Annotated in this window: 17 protein-coding genes; 8 read left to right on the top strand and 9 right to left on the bottom strand. The window is 50.1% G+C overall.

Annotation, left to right across the window (positions count from 1 at the left end; all coding sequences use genetic code 11):
• Positions 1-11: 11 nt before the first annotated feature.
• A complete protein-coding gene (locus LWL52_RS08470; protein WP_242918827.1) occupies positions 12-638 on the bottom strand; it encodes a GNAT family N-acetyltransferase in 627 nt (208 codons plus the stop codon).
• Positions 639-1,159: 521 nt separating this feature from the next.
• On the opposite strand from LWL52_RS08470, the gene LWL52_RS08465 reads away from it, so the two are divergent.
• Positions 1,160-1,450 (top strand): hypothetical protein, encoded by a 291-nt coding sequence (locus LWL52_RS08465; RefSeq protein WP_242918826.1) that lies wholly within the window; start codon positions 1,160-1,162, stop codon positions 1,448-1,450.
• 1 nt (position 1,451) lies between these two features.
• Here LWL52_RS08465 and LWL52_RS08460 read toward each other — a convergent pair whose 3' ends face one another.
• The gene (locus LWL52_RS08460; RefSeq protein ID WP_242918825.1) at positions 1,452-2,705 is read right to left on the bottom strand and encodes an aspartyl protease family protein; all 1,254 of its coding nucleotides are present in this window, start codon (positions 2,703-2,705) and stop codon (positions 1,452-1,454) included.
• Positions 2,706-2,976: 271 nt separating this feature from the next.
• Positions 2,977-4,383 (bottom strand): voltage-gated chloride channel family protein, encoded by a 1,407-nt coding sequence (locus LWL52_RS08455; protein WP_242918824.1) that lies wholly within the window; start codon positions 4,381-4,383, stop codon positions 2,977-2,979.
• 525 nt (positions 4,384-4,908) lie between these two features.
• Here LWL52_RS08455 and LWL52_RS08450 point away from each other — a divergent pair.
• From LWL52_RS08450 to leuS, 4 genes are all read left to right on the top strand, one after another.
• Entirely contained in the window at positions 4,909-5,361 is a 453-nt protein-coding gene (locus LWL52_RS08450; RefSeq protein WP_242918823.1) for a GNAT family N-acetyltransferase, read from the top strand.
• 3 nt (positions 5,362-5,364) lie between these two features.
• Positions 5,365-6,438, top strand: a complete 1,074-nt coding sequence (locus tag LWL52_RS08445) for an alanine racemase (RefSeq protein WP_242918821.1) — start codon at positions 5,365-5,367, stop codon at positions 6,436-6,438.
• A 98-nt stretch (positions 6,439-6,536) separates the two neighbouring features.
• Positions 6,537-7,163 carry a carbonic anhydrase gene (locus LWL52_RS08440; RefSeq protein ID WP_242918820.1) on the top strand — a complete coding sequence of 209 codons (627 nt, stop codon included), beginning with the start codon at positions 6,537-6,539 and terminating at the stop codon, positions 7,161-7,163.
• Positions 7,164-8,086: 923 nt separating this feature from the next.
• Positions 8,087-10,855, top strand: a complete 2,769-nt coding sequence (leuS, locus tag LWL52_RS08435) for a leucine--tRNA ligase (protein ID WP_242918819.1) — start codon at positions 8,087-8,089, stop codon at positions 10,853-10,855.
• A gap of 154 nt (positions 10,856-11,009) precedes the next feature.
• On the opposite strand, the gene LWL52_RS08430 is transcribed toward leuS, so the two are convergent.
• The 4 genes from LWL52_RS08430 to ispG all read right to left on the bottom strand — a co-directional run bounded on the left by LWL52_RS08430 (position 11,010) and on the right by ispG (position 14,372).
• Complete coding sequence (locus tag LWL52_RS08430; RefSeq protein ID WP_242918818.1) at positions 11,010-11,510, bottom strand: MarR family winged helix-turn-helix transcriptional regulator; 501 nt, start codon at positions 11,508-11,510, stop codon at positions 11,010-11,012.
• Between the two features lie 188 nt (positions 11,511-11,698).
• Positions 11,699-12,055, bottom strand: a complete 357-nt coding sequence (locus LWL52_RS08425) for an MmcQ/YjbR family DNA-binding protein (RefSeq protein ID WP_242918817.1) — start codon at positions 12,053-12,055, stop codon at positions 11,699-11,701.
• A gap of 3 nt (positions 12,056-12,058) precedes the next feature.
• Positions 12,059-12,223, bottom strand: a complete 165-nt coding sequence (locus LWL52_RS08420; protein WP_242918816.1) for a DUF6728 family protein — start codon at positions 12,221-12,223, stop codon at positions 12,059-12,061.
• Positions 12,224-12,398: 175 nt separating this feature from the next.
• Positions 12,399-14,372 carry a (E)-4-hydroxy-3-methylbut-2-enyl-diphosphate synthase gene (gene ispG / locus LWL52_RS08415; protein ID WP_242918815.1) on the bottom strand — a complete coding sequence of 658 codons (1,974 nt, stop codon included), beginning with the start codon at positions 14,370-14,372 and terminating at the stop codon, positions 12,399-12,401.
• Between the two features lie 152 nt (positions 14,373-14,524).
• On the opposite strand from ispG, the gene LWL52_RS08410 reads away from it, so the two are divergent.
• On the top strand, positions 14,525-14,926 hold the full coding sequence (locus LWL52_RS08410) for a hypothetical protein (RefSeq protein ID WP_242918813.1): 402 nt from the start codon (positions 14,525-14,527) through the stop codon (positions 14,924-14,926).
• A gap of 33 nt (positions 14,927-14,959) precedes the next feature.
• Here the strand turns inward: LWL52_RS08410 and LWL52_RS08405 are convergent, their stop codons facing one another.
• A complete protein-coding gene (locus LWL52_RS08405) occupies positions 14,960-15,544 on the bottom strand; it encodes an acyl carrier protein phosphodiesterase (protein WP_242918811.1) in 585 nt (194 codons plus the stop codon).
• Between the two features lie 145 nt (positions 15,545-15,689).
• On the opposite strand from LWL52_RS08405, the gene LWL52_RS08400 reads away from it, so the two are divergent.
• Together LWL52_RS08400 and LWL52_RS08395 are read left to right on the top strand one after the other, a co-directional pair.
• Positions 15,690-16,190: a pyridoxamine 5'-phosphate oxidase family protein gene (locus LWL52_RS08400; protein WP_242918809.1), complete on the top strand. Its 501-nt coding sequence runs from the start codon at positions 15,690-15,692 to the stop codon at positions 16,188-16,190.
• Between the two features lie 145 nt (positions 16,191-16,335).
• Positions 16,336-17,067: a spheroidene monooxygenase gene (locus LWL52_RS08395; RefSeq protein WP_242918807.1), complete on the top strand. Its 732-nt coding sequence runs from the start codon at positions 16,336-16,338 to the stop codon at positions 17,065-17,067.
• Here LWL52_RS08395 and LWL52_RS08390 read toward each other — a convergent pair.
• Positions 17,062-17,778, bottom strand: a complete 717-nt coding sequence (locus LWL52_RS08390; RefSeq protein WP_242918805.1) for a DUF1003 domain-containing protein — start codon at positions 17,776-17,778, stop codon at positions 17,062-17,064. The genes LWL52_RS08395 and LWL52_RS08390 overlap by 6 nt on opposite strands.
• Positions 17,779-17,786 lie beyond the last annotated feature (8 nt).

Genomic DNA, 17,786 nt, shown 5'->3' with positions numbered 1-17,786 from the left:
AGGTTCAGAAATTATACTTGCTTAGTTGATGGGTTCTGGTCGTGCTGCTCCTGCGAGGGCATATACCCGATGGTGGTGATGAGTTGCTTTTTTTCCCGCTCGGGATCAAAGAGCATGGCTGTGCAAAGGCAGTTGCTACGGCCTTTTGCCATCAGGATGTCATAATTTACGCAGCTTTTGCAGCCAGCCCAGAAAGCCTCATCGTCCGTGAGCTCGGAATAAGTGACCGGCCGGTAACCCAGGTCCGAATTGATCTTCATCACGGCCAGTGCAGTGGTTAAACCAAAGATCTTTGCGTCCGGGTACTTGTTGCGCGATAGTTCAAACACTTTCTGCTTGATAAGCTTGGCCAGACCGCTTTTGCGCAGCTCCGGCGATACGATCAACCCGGAATTGGCCACATACTTGCCGTGGCCCCAGGTTTCGATGTAGCAGAAGCCGGCCCACGAACCATTGGCATGCAGCGCGATCACGGCTTTGCCTTCCAGCATTTTCTGGGCGACATAATCCGGAGATCGTTTGGCAATGCCGGTGCCTCGGGCTTTAGCCGAAGCTTCCATCTCGTTGCAAATCTGCAACGCATACATTACATGTTGCCCATTGGCAACCATGACGTTAAATACAGGTTGATGGCTCATAATAGAAATAGAAATCCAGCGCTGTGCCAGGCACAACTTTATCAACAAATACAAAACAGCAGGAACAGATGTTGCCAGCCAGGGCTACATCCAGGTGCTAGGAAATAATAAAGGAGGAATGATGGCTACTGCGTAAGTTGCCGTAAAGCGCGTTGGCCTAGGGCCTGAGGCGCAGCGAGGATAAGGCCTGCCTATAAACTATCCTTCCTAAAAGGATAGAAAAACTCGCACCCTTAGAGGAAGAGTGTTTTATCATGTCAGATGATAAAAATGGTTTTTTTTGCATTTCTGTATTCGTGGTTGGGAAAATAGGTTTACCCTTTAACAGCGCAAATGTTTCAGATTTATTTTCACAATAACAACTAAGCGCCTAAAGTTCTTTAACAAATGTAATGCCAGCACGGGAATTTACACTTTAAAGCGCCTGAAGACTTGCTTCTTGTTAAATGCTTTCCGGGTTTAGGCGGAATGTTATAACTTGCATGCTTTAAAGGTGCTGCCGCACCAACAGCTTCCATTTCATGAAAAACATCTCTATCCGGGTCCTCATCGGCATCTTGTTCTCTGCTATCGGTACTGTTTCCCTATTTGTTTCGCAGGAAGCGCTGATCGCCGCCACCTGGCTGAGCTTTGGTAACGGGCTTATACTATCGGATATACGCTTTACCGAAAAAGATGCGCAGGGGAACGTGTACGTAAAGCCGGTACCGAAAGCCCGCCTGTATGCCGCGCTGTTTCTGATCGTGCTTGCCGTGGTACTGCTTTTCTTTCAGGTATACATGGATTTTAGCGGCGACGCGGCAGGTAAATAGATCAGATACGGCTTTGCAGCACCAGGTCTTTGGAGATGATGGTGCTCTCGCGGCGCAGTTTCAGGCGGAGTTTGCGCCCCGGTTTACTTTCCAATATCTCAAGCACGTCGTTTAAGCTTAGCTCCGAGCAGGCTCTTCCGTTAATGGATACGAGTTCATCCCCATCTTTCACTCCCACCGACATGGCCGGAGAATTTGCCACCACATTGGTGACCAGGTAAAAGTTGACACCCGGCATAGGGGTGCTCACCTCAAAGCCCGACATATTGAAATGGAAAGGTTCTTTATAGGTGCTGTTGGGGATGAGCAGCAGGCGTTTGTGCGGGTAATCAAAAATAACAGTAAACCGTTTTAGAATGTCGGAGCCCAGGTTGCCGTTGCGGTTGGCTACATTCAGGGCCAGCTTGATCGATTCGGCATCGGGGTATGAAGCCGGCAGGTTCTGCAGCTCATAGCGGCCCATCCGGAAAGCATCCAGCCGCCCGATCCGCCCGTTAATGTCGCCGCTCAGGCCCCGGCCCAGGTAGGCTTCCATTGTTACGGGCGGCAAGGCCAGCCTGTCGTCCGATGGCAGGTAGAGTGACAGAGTATGGCTAGCCCCGGTATCGACCACCAGTTTTACTTTCAGCGTATCGCCTTCGTGTTGCCGGACATTGGCATAGATGTATGCTTTATCGTTTTCGATGTATAACGGATATTCCTCTGCTTTGCGCTTTTTCTTGAGCACCACATCGGGCCTGTAGAGCGTGAGCACTTTGGAACTGTAGTTTATTTTAACAATAAAATTCTTGAAGATATCGTATCCGATTATGCCGTGCACCGGCATCCCCATCCGGGTAGAAAGGTTAAAAATATCTTCCATGAGCACAAACACCTCCTGGTTCTCCCCTTTTATACCCGGCAGGCTGAGGCTGTTACCCGAAGAGGTGAGCGCATCAATCGTATACCCTGTGCCCAGCCCCTGTATTTTAGTGCGGTTGGTCTGGTTCAGATCCAGTGAATCGGTGTAAAAAAGGCGGGTGATGAGGATGCTGCGTACCCCGGTGTCAAGTATAAAGTTGAGCTCGTTTGAATTGTTGATCTTAACGGGAATGATGATCAGGTTGTGCACCAATTTAAAAGGGATATTGATGCTCTTTTTGCCGGAGGCGAAATAGACTGTATCGTGCGGAAGCACAGGAGCATCCTGCGCTTTAACCTGTGGCCCCAGAAAGAGCCAGAGGCAACACAAGGATAAAAACCAGGCTCGCAACATAGTTTTATGGCATGTAGTGAAAGGGATAGTAGCCTAAACTAATTATACGCATAACGCACGATAAAAACAAGATTAAACTGTTTATAATTCAATCTTTTAGAAGCAGCTGGCCGGTGAGCAGTGCAGTAGGATAAGTATAGCCATAACGTAAGGGAATGCTACTGGCTATCTATAGAAGAAACCTGGGTTATTAGGCAGGAAAATCATACACCATACATCAGCCGCCAGCTGCGTTTCCGGCGCCGGAACAAAGCTGGCGGATTGCTCGCTTTTACTCCTGGTCCTGCTCCGGCCTTCGGCTTTTGAAGGGAAGTTTATACTTAACAAGCTTTCGGTGCAGGTAACTGCGCGTTTTAGGTGCGCAGGTTAAGGAGGTTTCATCGGCAAAAGTGGCATCAAAGATCTTGGGCACTGCAATACGCTGGGCGCTGTAAATGCCCGTATGGCCACTGAAAAAATACGCGGTGAAACAAGCTACCGCAAATAACAGCGCATGCTCGCCGCCAAACAGCTCCACTCCCATTACGGTGCAGGCCAGCGGCGTATTGGTCGCCCCGGCAAAAACGGCAATAAACCCCAGGGCAGCAAACAAACTAACGGGCGCATGCAGCAGCCCGGAAAGGGTATTGCCCAGAGTGGCGCCAATGTAAAACAGCGGCGTAACTTCGCCCCCTTTAAAGCCGCTGGCCAGCGTTATCGTTGTATAGATCGTTTTCCAGAGCCAGCTCCAGGCATCTGCTCCCCCTTCCCGAAAAGCAGAGGGTATGGTAATGGCTCCTGCATATTCCGGATCCACGCCCAGGCTCAGGTAATCGGGTTTACCAAGTATAAAAGTTAGTACTATAAGAGTCAGGCCGCCCAGCACCGGGATCAGCCAGTTATACTTTATATTTTTGAGCAGCAATGCTTTAAGCCCGTGCACCAGGGTGGCAAACAAGTAGCTGGCCAAGCCAAAGGCTATGGAAGCTACGATGACTTTCACAAGCAACAGTACATCCAGGGGCAGGTAAGCAGAAAGAAAATAGGTAGACTGCGGCAGCACATCGATATGGTAACCGGTATGATGCACACCCCAGGCCGCTACCGTCACATCGCCAACAATGCTGGCAATAAGCGCCGGCAACAGCGCATCATACTGGATGCGGCCAATGGTGAGCACTTCCATAGCAAAAATTGCTCCGGTAAGAGGGGTGCCGAATACGGCTCCGAAACCAGCGGCAATGCCGGCGGTGAGCACCAGACGCATGTCTACGGTATTAAGCTTAAACCATTTCCCGAACATGCCCGCCATGCTGCCCCCGATCTGCACCGCCGTTCCCTCTCGGCCCGCCGAGCCACCTAACAGATGGGTAATAACGGTGGTGATGAGGATGATGGGAGCCATCCGCTTTGGTACCCCGCCACCTGGCTCATGGATCTCATCCATGACCAGGTTGTTGCCTCTTTCAGAAGACTTGCCCACCCACTGATAAATAAAATGGATCAGCAAACCTGCCAGTGGCAGCAAGTAAAGCAACCAGGGGTGAGTAAAGCGGAAACGGATGGCGCTGTGCAGCAGCCACAGAAAAAGCGCGACCATACTTCCGATGGCCACCGCTACGGGCAGTATGAGCAATGTCCAACGGACAAGGTGCCGGAGAATGGCGAAATGCTCATAGGGGCTTTTTTTCAGCGACATCGGGTTAGTAGCAGTTTAAGTGATTCAACAAGAAGGTAGCAACACGGCACTTGGGGAGCGAAGTTAGTTTTTCCACGGGTTTATCATACAAGACAGTTAAAGTTTTCAGCAATTTACCGCACCCTTTTCATCCGCAACAGGTCCGTCACTCCATTTTTCTATTGATATGATTTTACCGCTAATCCGGACTAAAAAGAAACTGATGGTGAACGTACTTTATCATGCATCTTTTCCGTGAATATAGAACTTAAACAAGTGAGCTTTTTGCGTGTTATTACACTATATGTCCTTAATACTTATCAAAAGCGCTAAAATAAGATGTTTTTAGCTATCTTTAAGGATGAATCAATACGGGTGTAAATGTATAATTAGTATATTTTAAAGGTTGCTAAAGTTTGTTCTTTATACTTCCAATAATAAGCTAATCCCTACTATTCGGGCATGTTCCTCTGCAAATTCTAAGTATACTGCCCTCTTTCTTTTCTTGCCTCGTTTATTAAAAGACCACCTGAAAACTTTAATAAAATGTCAGACACAAACACCCTACGCTACGAAAGCTACACGCCAACCGATCAGCAGCACCTTAACCGTGATGAAGTAATTGATTTCCTGTTTCACCACCTGGATGAGTATGGAGACCAGCGTGCTGATATTGCCAAGTGCCTGGAGTATGCCTTGTCTGACGCCGAAGGGAAAGGCGGTGCGGTGCTGGTAGCCCGTGAGAAGGAGAAGGTAGTTGGCGCATTAATACTCAACAATACCGGCATGAGCGGCTACATTCCTGAAAATATACTTGTTTATGTTGCTGTGCATAACAGCCAGCGCGGCAGGGGTGTAGGAAAAGGACTGGTGCAGCTGGCCATGGATACAGCTTCCGGAAGTATAGCCCTGCATGTAGAACCTCAAAACCCGGCTCGCAAGCTGTATGAAAAGCTTGGCTTTACAAACAAATATTTAGAATACAGACTTACCCGATAACGTATGGCAGTTTTGAAACTGTACCACCAAAAGCTACAACACAATTACCACTTCATCGACAATGCCTTTCAAAAGCATGATATCAGTTGGGGCGTGGTTTCCAAACTCCTGTGCGGCAACGAACTGTTCTTAAAAGAGCTGCTGGCCCTTGGTGTAAAAGAGATCCATGACTCGCGGGTAACCAACCTGAAAGCCATCAAACGCATGGCCCCTGACGTGCAAACTGTTTATATCAAGCCGGCGCCAAAGCAAAGTATACCCGATATTGTACGGTATGCCGATGTAAGTTTTCAAACCGAACTGGACAGCATCCGCCTGATGTCAGAAGAGGCCGTGCGACAGCAGAAGCTTCACAAGATCATTATCATGATCGAAATGGGCGATCTGCGCGAAGGGGTGATGGGCGATGAACTGGTTGGCTTTTATGAGCAGGTATTTCAATTGCCCAATATCGCCGTCATTGGCCTTGGCGCTAATTTTAACTGCCTGCATGGCGTGATGCCAACCCAGGACAAGCTCATCCAGCTAAGCCTTTATGCGCAGATCATCGAGGCCAAATTTGATAAAAAAATTCCATGGGTATCCGGCGGCACATCCGTTACGCTTCCCCTGCTGTTCACGCATCAGTTACCAAAAGGGATCAACCATTTCCGGATTGGCGAAGCGTTGTTTTTCGGCCTGAACCTGTTTACCGGACAAACCTTTGAAGGCATGTATGATGACGTATTTGAACTGGAAACTGAGATCATCGAACTCACCGAAAAGCCGATGATGCCAAGCGGTGTGCTGGCCGAGAACCCCAGCGGAGAAAGCTTTCAGATCGATGCCAGTCTCTATGGCAAATCCTCTCATCGGGCGATACTGGATGTGGGCCTACTCGATATCAATCCGAAATTCCTGTTGCCCTGCGATGAAAACCTGAGCGTGATCGGGGCCAGCTCGGATATGCTGGTGGTGGAGCTCGGCGCTAACGCTAACAACTACAAGGTGGGCGATGTACTGCACTTTAATCTGCGCTATATGGGCGCGCTTAGTATTCTGAATTCCCGCTATATAAGCAAGGAAGTCGTTACCTGAATGGACATCCATGGAAGGTGCTTATTACCATTCCGGCTGATATTTGCTATATTTGTAGCCGGTTCCTGAGCCGTTCAGGCGCCACATACATCAGAAACATGCACTACCACGACTACCAGGATCTTATCTCTAACAACCTGCTTTGGGTAAAGGAAAAGCTGGCGGAAGACGAATCGTACTTCGATAAACTATCACAAGGACAGAAACCGCCTTTCCTTTTTATTGGCTGCTCTGATAGCCGTATGCCGCTCAATGGCTTTACCAAAACAGGTCCGGGCGAGCTTTTCATCCACCGCAACGTTGCCAACCAGGTTTCGCTCACCGATATGAACCTGCTGGCCGTGCTGGAGTATGCCGTAGAGGTGTTGCAGGTAAAGCACATTGTGGTTTGCGGCCACCACCGCTGCGGCGGTGTAGAGGCTGCCTACAAAGGCAATGCCACCGGAGCTGTGGGCAACTGGGTAAACCCCATACGGGAATTATACCTGAAAAACCGGCAGGAACTGGACGCTATTCCAACGGAGCAGGAACGCCTTAACCGTCTTTCGGAATATAATGTGATCGCGCAAGTAGCCAATATCTGCAAAACTTCTGCCTTAAACCGGGCCATGCAAAGCGGTAGTTTTCCGCAGGTGCACGGCTGGGTGCTGGAGATCACAACCGGCCGAATCAAAGATTTGCCGCTGCCGCTGGAAGAATGGCGGGAATTGGGGATTGTTCCGTAAGGAGTAGTTTTTAGGGTACCTATTCGGCTATACATTTACCATCATTGACACTTTAGTTTATACTAGCGGTTATACTTGTTTGCGTGAGTTTGATGCGGTGGTTTATACTTGCGGCTATACTTGGCAGCGGCTGTATTGCTCAATTTTAGACTTAGACTATCTTGGCAGCTTGCTGTATTGCTCAGTTTTATAGTTAGGTTATACTTGGTAGCAAGCTGAATTCCTCAGTTTTATACTTGTCCTGTTTGATTTCCTACTTTGGAGCGCTCCAAGCCCGCAGGGGCTCGTCCTTGCGTTTCGCGCTCCTTTCGTTTCCTGCCCTCGTACCTCGGGCTGCCTCGCTGAAGCTCGTCACCGGAAACTCTCGAGGCGCTCAACCCAAGGACTGGGATCAGTTTCAATAGCTTAGGTTTATACTTGGGCTTAAGTATAGGAAGGGAAAGAATTAAAGCTTTTACAATGCAACTTAGACCAAGTCCCCCTTTGAAGGGGGATGACTTGCTTGACCTGAGAAGCTGCTTATACTTTAGATCAAGTATAAGTATAAACCTCCTCTCCTTAACTTTTCCCTTTTGTCATCCTGAAAGGATCTTGGTGGCAAGCTAATGAAGCCAAACTATAGTACTTAAACCTAAGCTAAAGTAATAGCAAACTCCCCTCCTTAGTCAAGGAGGGGCCAGGGGTGATTGGTTCCAGTCCTACACCGCTTATACTTCACATTGAACCAACAGCCTTATGCCCTCCCCTCGTGTTAGGGTTAGGGTAAATCTCCCCAAACCCTTCAATGCACACAGGCAAGAAACCTTTCCGGTACCCTCTTGCTATCGCTCAAAACCAATTTATACACGGTGCTGCGCCACATTTTGACCTACATTAGTTATATTAGCAGCTTGACTACGAACAAGCGAATAGAACTATAACCGATGTCAGAGTATAATTTTAATCAGATAGAGAAAAAGTGGCAGCGTTACTGGGAAGAGAACCAGACATTTAAAGCCCGCGCCAACGACAACAAGCCCAAATACTATGCCCTGGATATGTTCCCCTACCCGTCCGGCGCCGGCCTGCACGTAGGGCATCCGCTGGGCTATATTGCCTCTGACATTGTGAGCCGCTACAAGCGCACCAAAGGATATAACGTGCTCCACCCAATGGGCTTTGATGCCTTTGGACTGCCTGCCGAGCAATATGCCATACAGACCGGGCAGCACCCGGCTATCACCACCGAACAGAACATCCAGCGCTATGTGGAGCAGCTGAAAAACATCGGCTTCTCTTACGATTGGGAGCGCGAAGTGCGCACCTCCGACCCAAGCTATTACAAATGGACGCAGTGGATTTTTATGCAGCTGTTCAACTGCTACTATAACTATACCTCCGATAAGGCTGAACCTGTTGCTGCGCTTATAAAGGAGTTTGAACAAAACGGCAACCGCAATGTAAAGGCTGCCTGCGACGACGATACGCCTGCGTTCTCGGCTGCGGAATGGCAGGCCAAAAGCGAGCTTCAAAAATCGGAGCTGCTGCTCAAGTATAGGCTCACCTATGTAGCGGAGGCGGTGGTGAACTGGTGCCCGGCTCTTGGCACCGTGCTGGCAAATGATGAGGTGAAAGACGGCCTTTCGGAGCGAGGAGGCTACCCGGTGGAACGCAAGCGCATGCGCCAGTGGATGATGCGCATCACAGCTTATGCCGAGCGCCTGCTGCAGGGGCTAGAAGACATCGACTGGCCCGAGCCGGTGAAAGAAATGCAACGCAATTGGATCGGCAAATCGGTGGGCGCCGAACTGGAATTCGCCGTGGAAGGTTCTCAGCAGAAGATAGAGGTATTCACTACCCGCATCGATACCATTTTTGGGGTTTCGTTTGTAGTGCTGGCGCCGGAACATGAGCTGGTGAAGCAGATCACTACCGATGCACAGCGCCAGCAGGTGGAGGAGTATGTGACTGTTGCCAAAAACCGTTCGGAGCGCGAGCGCATGACGGACGTGAAAACTGTGAGTGGCGTGTTTACCGGCGCGTATGCCATTAACCCGATCTCGGGCGATAAAGTACAGATCTGGATTGCCGATTACGTATTGGCAGGATATGGCACAGGAGCCGTAATGGCGGTGCCAGGCCACGATACGCGCGATTATGCTTTTGCCAAATATTTTAATCTGCCTATACCACAGGTAGTGGAAGGCGGCAATCTAGCCGAAGAAGCCCATGCTGCCAAAGAAGGAATTATCATTAATTCCGGTTTCCTGAATGGTCTGGAAGTGAAAACTGCCATTAAGGCGGGCATCGCTAGAGCAGAAGAGCTAGGTGTCGGGCGTGGAAAGGTGAACTACCGCATGCGCGATGCCGTGTTCAGCCGCCAGCGCTATTGGGGCGAGCCGGTGCCTGTATACTTCAAAGACGGCATTCCGCACTTGATCAAAGAGAGCGAGTTGCCGCTGGAATTGCCTAAAATCGATGCATACCTGCCCACCGAAACAGGCGAACCGCCACTGGGCCGTGCCGTGGATTGGAAGTATGACAACCAATATGAGTATGAACTGAGCACCATGCCGGGTTGGGCAGGCTCCAGCTGGTATTGGTACCGGTATATGGACCCCAGAAATGATGCGGCGTTTGCAGACCCGGAAGCGGTGAACTACTGGCGTAACGTGGATCTGTACATTGGCGGATCGGAGCACGCGACCGGCCACCTGCTTTACTCCCGTTTCTGGAACAAGTTTATGTATGATCTGGGCCTTGTGCCGGAGCAGGAGCCTTTCAAAAAGCTCATCAACCAAGGCATGATCCAGGGGCGATCTAACTTTGTGTTCCGCGTAAAAGATAGCAACACGTATGTGTCTTTTGGGCTGAAAGACAAGTATGATACCACCGCCCTGCATGTAGACGTGAACATCGTGGAGAATGATGTGCTTGACATTGATGCCTTTAAGAACTGGCGCCCTGAAAATGCCGATGCGGAGTTTGTGCTGGAAGATGGCAAGTATAACGTAGGCATGGAGATCGAGAAGATGTCCAAGTCGAAGTATAACGTGGTGAACCCGGATGACCTGGTTGAGCGCATGGGCGCCGACACGCTACGCATGTATGAAATGTTTTTGGGGCCGCTGGAGCAGTTTAAGCCCTGGAATACCAACGGCATGGACGGCGTGCACAAGTTTCTGCGCAAGTACTGGCGCCTCTTCCACGATAACGACGGAAACTTTACGGTTTCGGAGGAAGCCCCGACAGCGGCAGAACTCAAGTCGCTGCACAAGACCATCAAAAAGGTGGAAGAAGACATCGAGCGATTCTCTTTTAATACGTCGGTTTCTTCGTTCATGATCTGCGTGAACGAGCTCACGCAACTTAAAACAAACAAGCGCGCCATCCTGGAGCCGTTAACGATCATTCTGTCGCCGTATGCCCCGCATATTACCGAGGAAGTATGGCAGCAATTGGGTCATGCTCAAAGTATAAGCGAAGCTATATTCCCGGCCTGGAAAGAAGAATACCTGACGGAAAATACGTTTGAATACCCGGTTTCGGTTAATGGCAAGGTGCGGGCTAAATTAACGTTTGCTGTAGATGCGCCTCGTGAGGAAATGGAAAAAATGGTGCTGACCGATGAGCAGGTAACCAGGTTCTTGGATGGTAAATCACCCAAGAAAATAATTATCGTGCCCAACAAAATTATCAATGTAGTAGTATAAGGTAGTTCCATTTACCAACTAACTTCTTACCTGAAAGCCGCCTGAACCTAGTATCGGGCGGCTTTCAGCTTTATATACCAAAGCAAAAGGGCTTAAAAGCAACAAGGCAGGAAACTACAATTTCCTGCCTTGTTGTATAGGGTACGGGGTAGAATTAGGACTGCGCCTGCTCCAGAGAAGTAGAAGGTTCGCCATTTGATTGAATAGACTGGCGGGCTTTATCGAGTAAGCTAGTAAGCTGCCGGGCCTCTTCTTCTGTTAAGGCTTGCATCAGGGCGTCCATCTTGCTGATCTCTTTCCCTATGCTGTTAAATTTACGCAGCCCTTCTTCCGAGATCAGGATATTGACCAGGCGCTTGTCTGTGGCATTCTGCTTTACATCAACCAACCCTTTCGCACTTAGGCGGCTTACCAGGCGCGAGGCATCCGACATTTTGTCCAGCATTTTCTCGCGTAAATAAGAGGTCGAAACCGGCGTGGGATACTGATCGTGCAGGATGCGCAGGGCGTTGTATTGCTGCGAGGTGAGACCATGTTGTTTAAAGAAATTTTCATGTCCGTTATTCAGCAACCCGTATGTATACAGAATAGCGAGACCTGCTTTTTGCCATTCATTCCGGAATGAATTGAAACCGATTTCTTTTTCTAGCGTCATAATAGCTTAAGGTGAGTTTATCCAATGTTAAGCATAATTTCTGATATGTCATCGTTGTAACACCAGCAATTTTAAGGCTTCAGGGCAATATTTTTTAACAAACCAAAACACCCGGAAATAAGGCCGCCGCTCCTGCTAATGTTAGCGGAAGCGGCGGTAAGATTTTCTTCCTGTGCCTGGCGCACATGTTAAGGCAAGGCCAGGGTATCTTGCTGTGCCTTCGTGAGCTTGGCCACGACAAAAGCATATGAATCGTCGATCCATTGCTGCAACAAAGTATCCGGCAAACCCGCTTCGGGCAACACGGTATTCCAGTGCACCTTGCTCATGTGGTAGCCAGGCTGCACCTGCGGGTATTGCTCACGCAGTTCTATGGCCCGCTCCGGATCGCACTTCAGGGCAATGCCTTGTGCATAGGCTGAGAGGCTGCAAAGCGCATACATTTTACCGCATACTTTAAACACCAGCGTGTCGGCATCAAAGGGCAGCTCTTCGGTAGTACCCGGTTTGGCCATACAATATTCACGGAAATGCTCGATGTGCATCTCTTAAATATGTTTAATGATAAAGTATATAACGCCGGCCAGGAACATCAACATGGATATTTTGTTGATCTTGTGCATGGTGCGCAAGTTAAAATTCGTTCGGCGGTTCGGGTCGTTTTTACGGAAGAAGTAAGTAGCTACTTCTGAAAAATCAAATAATCCCTTCATATCACGTTCGTTTAAATCAGTTTGCTCCAAGCAGAGCAAGGGTGTTTTTAAATTAACTGCACTGCCTGTATAGATAACAGTATAAGGTAATAAAAGATTTAATAAGTATACGTTCTGATAGAAGCTTTTAACAGGTATTTCCTTCTCAAAAGCTTCCTCATACTTGCGTTACTTTTTATCCTTCTACCTCCATGGGTTCGATCCAGCGGGCATCTTCCCGGATCAGTTCGATCAGTTCGTCTACGGCGCGATCAGCCGGTACGGATTTTTTGATCACAGTTTGGCCGCGGTAAAGGGCTATTTTATTTACGCCGACGCCCACATAGCCATAGTCTGCATCAGCCATTTCACCGGGGCCATTCACTATGCACCCCATAATGCCGATCTTCACGCCTTTCAGATGGTCGGTACGCTTGCGGATCATGGCCGTTGTTTCCTGCAGATCGAATAAGGTACGGCCACAGCTCGGGCAGCTGATATATTCGGTCTTGCTCATGCGCGTACGGGCTGCCTGCAGAATGCCGAAGCTCAGGCTGTTAAAGGCGCCGATTGTTTGCAACCAGGCAGCTTTCTCCTGTTCCGGCAAGTATTCCGTTCCGAGCATCACGCCATCTCCGAGCCCGTCGATCAGCAGCCCACCCATATCGGTAGCGGCATAGAGCTGAACTTCGTCGGAGGTGAGGGCACCGTATGCGCGCTGAATGATGCAGGGGTTCTGCACGCCTGCCTCCATTATGGCAAAGAAGCAACGGCGCAGCTCCGGCATAGCGTGGGCATTCTGCGTGTGCAACACCAGTACGGCTGTGGCGTCCTGCTTCAGGCGGTTCAGTAGTGCTGCATCCAGGTCAGAAAGCGTGATAAGTATAAAGTTCAGGTTAGGGTGGCGCTCCGGCGCAGTCAGATACTCTTCAGCTGTGAGGAGCGGGTGCCGGTCTTCGCGCTGTTCGGCTTCTTGCCAGGTGACATAGTTTACGATCTCCTTTAAGCCGTTGGGTAGCATAAAGCCGATCGGTGTATCGCCGGTAAAAATGTAATCCGCTCCCTGGTCGTTCATGTTAAACTTATCGAGCAGCATGGAGTATAAATGGCCTACGCATTTCAGGTCGGCATACCGGATCGCTTCCAGGCGGCTCAGGTCGGCTATGACGCGGGGCACATTCTGGGCACCAATGTTGGCCACCTCCCGCGTTTCGCGACGGTGATATTGAAACGGGTTGATAGGGATATGGCTGACAGGCGGAATGAACTGCGCATCTTCGGCCCGGTGCGTGTAGCGGTCGATCAAAGCTTTGGCTACGGGTGCCTCGGCTTCGGGCGCCTCCGTCAGCGACACGCGTACGGTATCCCCCAGGCCGTCTTCCAGCAAGGTGCCAATTCCCACTGCCGATTTAATGCGGCCATCTTCGGCCTCACCAGCTTCCGTAACACCTAAATGCAGCGGGTATGGTTGCAGCCCCTCTTCTTCCAGTTTCTGAACTAGCAGACGGTAGGCCTGCACCATTACCTGCGTATTTGAGGCTTTCATCGAGATCACCACATCATAGTAGGCTTCGGCCTCACAGATGCGCAAAAACTCCAGCGCACTCTCTACCATTCCCAGCGGGGTATCACCGTAGCGGCTCAGAATACGATCAGATAAGGAGCCGTGGTTGGTGCCGATGCGCATAGCCGTGCCATACTCTTTGCAGATGCGCACCAGCGGCAGAAAACGCTCCCTGATCCGGTCCAGTTCGGCCTGGTAGGTCGTATCGTCGTAGGTAAGGACCTGAAATTTCTTTTTATCAGCGTAATTGCCGGGGTTTACGCGCACTTTTTCTACAATGCGGGCGGCTACTTCAGCGGCATTCGGGGTAAAATGGATGTCAGCAATAAGGGGCGTACTATAGCCGCGGCTGCGCAGCTCGGCTTTGATGAGCTGCAGATTCTCGGCCTCTTTTATACTTGGCGCCGTGATCCGGATATATTCGCAGCCAGCTTCGATCATGCGGATGCATTGTGCCACAGATCCGTCGGTGTCCATGGTGTCAACGGTAGTCATCGACTGCACCCTGATTGGGTAATCGCCACCCATCGGCACGCCACCAATGTTTACCACACGCGTTTTTCTGCGTACGTAAGCTGTAAGGCTAGGGCAATATAGGTTATTCATAAAGCAGGAGCTAAAGCAAGCCCAAGGGCTCTTTTTCTTAACTAAAGTGGCCGCGGCTTTGTTCAAAAGCTGGCTCCGTAAAGTTAGCACCAATATTTAGATTGACGAACCGGCCCGCCGTATTTTAGCAATCCGATTAAAACCTGAATGATATGATACCAATGCACCATTTCATACCGAAAGATCCGCACCTGAAACTCCAGGACCTGCAGCGCTGGAGCAAACTCCGGCAGGAGCAGCTTAGCCAGGCTGTAACGATCACCAAAGATACTGTACTTGGCTTTGTTAGAAGACTGGCCGAACATGGGAACTGGCAGGCCATCGAGCAGCTGCTGAAAGGCAAACCCATGACCAAGGCCGGTAAATTTCTTTTACAGGAGCTGCGCGCCAGTGTGGTCAGCAGCCTGATTTTGCGGCTGGGCATGCGCCGGGTGCTGGCAGTGGGCCTTGCCGGTATTCTGCTGCCTTTTATACTTGCAAAAGTAGCCCAGGAAGTGCTGAGCCGCGTGAAAAGAACCCCAGACTCGGATGCACTGAAGGAAGAAGCTGCCTGATCGTAATGCACCTGTAAGGTATACTTTGCTTTGTCAGATCTGCTGCTTTACCTGCGCGACATAGGTTTGCAGATCAGGGAAGAAAGCGGCAAAATCGGCAGCATACAGGGCATAGTTTTCGCGCAGCTCCTCTCCTGCTGTTTCCATGCCCGATACAAAGGAGGTACGGCGGCTCAGACCGGCCAACGCCTGCTCCACCCCACTTATCTGGGCATAGGAAAGGAGCCAGTTGTGCTGTGCCATATGCGGAAAAAAGGCCTGCATGCGGGGCGGCAGCAGCTCAAACCGCTCGTTTATGATCGCGTACACCCGCTGGGTATACTCCTCCAGCGGCAGTTGCGCGAAATGCTGGAATCGGCTGGCCAGGAAATGATCAAAGAACATATCGGAAATAACCGGCGCATACTTGCGGTAGCGGGCGCGGAGGCGCGCATTTGTCTGGCTTACCACTTCATGCGTATCGGTAAAAGTATCGATGAGGCGGTGCAGCCGGATGCCCCGTGCAATGCCGGGCACATACAACTCCTGCTGCTTTCCTTTCACGGCATCGGCAATAAAATTCCCGAAGAGCAGCTCCTCTTCTTCTCCGGATAAAAAAGCATGCGCCAGAAAATTCAATTCGTTTTAATTAAGTATAAAGGAGATAACAATACTAAGCATGCAAATGTTTTAACGGTTTTTGAGGGGGCAATGGTGCTTGTGCAGCTGATAAACCCTGAGCGTTTGCACCCCGTAAGCTTAAAGTAACAACATAAAAAAAGCTATGAACAACGATCAAAATACACAGGAAAACCTTCAGAAACTAATAGATAAGATCAAAGATATTGATGTGGCCATGATGAGCACCATCGAAGATGATGGCTGTATCCGAAGCAGGCCCATGCAAACGCAACAAGTAAAGGATGATGGTGCGATCTGGTTTTTTACCGGGTACGAATCTGAAAAATCACACGAGCTGCAGCACGACGCCCATGTAAACCTAAGCTATGCTAATCCGGATGATAATGTTTATGTATCGGTATCGGGCAAGGCAACACTGACCAGAGACCAGGCTAAAATAGATGAGCTGTGGTCACCGGCAATAAAAGCCTGGTTCCCCAAAGGCAAGGATGATCCCAATATTGGCCTGATCAAAGTAACCATCGACAAAGCTGAATACTGGGACTCACCAAGCAGTACGATGGTGCAGCTCTATGGTATGGCCAAAGCCGCTCTTACCGGTAAACGGCCAGATGGCGGTGAAAACAAGAAGATCAATTTGTAAACTGACCTTCTTACCAAGTATAAAATGTCTTAACAAGAACACCTGCCGGCGCTGCGCATGCCCGGCAGGTGTTTTAGTTAGTATCTTTACCTGAACAAATTGCTGCAACAAGCTGTTGCCTGCCTGATCCTAAATTTTGCTGCCCTTGCTCACTTCCGCCTCTCCCCATCTCACTACCCTAACATTATTTGGCATTCGCAAAGGTGCGCTGCGCTGGGGCCTTGCGCAGATGGGTACGTCGGTGCCGAAACTTCAACGAATACCGGGGCTTCTTTTCTTCAAACTGCTGGGCAGTGGCCAGGGGCTAGGCTTTAGTATAAAACCGAATTTCCGGCGTTATGGGCTACTGTGCACCTGGGAAAGCGAGGCTGCCGCCGACGCTTTTTTCAGTACCTCAGCGTTGCTGCAGGAATACGCACAGCACTCCTATGAGCATTGGACCATTAAGCTGCTCCCGTATCAGTCGCATGGGTTCTGGGATGGGCAGGAGCCTTTTGCGCCGGCGCTGCCCGAGAAGTATAGCACAGGCCCCCTGGCCGTTCTGACGCGGGCTAGTATAAACTGGCGTACGCTGCCAAACTTCTGGCGCTATGTGCCGCAGGCCAGCAAAGCCCTGGAAAATGCTGCCGGGCTGGTATGCTCCATTGGCCTAGGAGAACTGCCGTTCATCCGGCAGGCTACTTTTAGTGTGTGGGAATCAGGTGAGGCGATGAAAGAATATGCCTATAAAAATGCGCTGCACCAGGAGGTGATGCGCCGCACCCGGGCAGAAAACTGGTACAGCGAAGAGCTTTTTGCCCGCTTCAGGCCCATAGCCAGTGCCGGTACCTGGAACGGAACGGACCCGCTGGAAGCGCTGTGGCAGGCACCCTTATAATTTTGGCTTCATCCGCATCATAATATCTTCCAGCAGGTCTACCTGTATTTCCTGAATTTCGATCAGGCGCTGATTCTGGTGCACGATCAGGTGATCGATCTTTTCATGCAGCAGCCGGATCTCGAGCTCTGCTTTAAGGTTTACTTTGTAATCATACTCCGAGCGCTGCCGGTCTTTGGCTTCTTTCCGGTTCTGGCTCATCATAATAATGGGCGCCTGTATGGCTGCCAGGCACGAAAGGATAAGATTTAGAAGGATGAATGGGAACGGATCAAAAGCTTTGGAGGCGAGTAGGTAAACGTTTACAGCCATCCAGAGTAGCAGAAAGGAAAAGAAAAGAAGGATAAAGGTCCAGCTGCCGCCAAACGATGCGATCTTGTCGGCTACCCGGTTGCCCAGCGTGAGGTTCTCTTCCTGGGTAAAATCGATGTTGGTTGAAAGCAGTTCGTTGCTGTTGATGCTCTCGATAACGTCCTGCTCCAGTTGTGACAGCTCCCCTACTTCATGCACCAGGATCTTTTCCAGGTATTTTTTGCGGTAAACGTTCAGCTCGTCAAAAGACAGCAGGCTGTTGTCATCAAAGTCGGGGTGATCGGCCTTTATAAGCGCCAGTACACCCGGGCGGATGTTGGAAGCCGGGATTAGCAGGTGACGGGGCAGGTGCTTTTTAGAAAGAGCACTTACGGCGAAACGGTGATTTGATTTGCTCATGTTTCCTA

This window comes from Pontibacter liquoris (genome assembly GCF_022758235.1).
Classification (GTDB): domain Bacteria; phylum Bacteroidota; class Bacteroidia; order Cytophagales; family Hymenobacteraceae; genus Pontibacter; species Pontibacter liquoris.
Note: the sequence above shows the minus strand (reverse complement) of the source record. Positions and strands in the feature narration are given on the sequence as shown.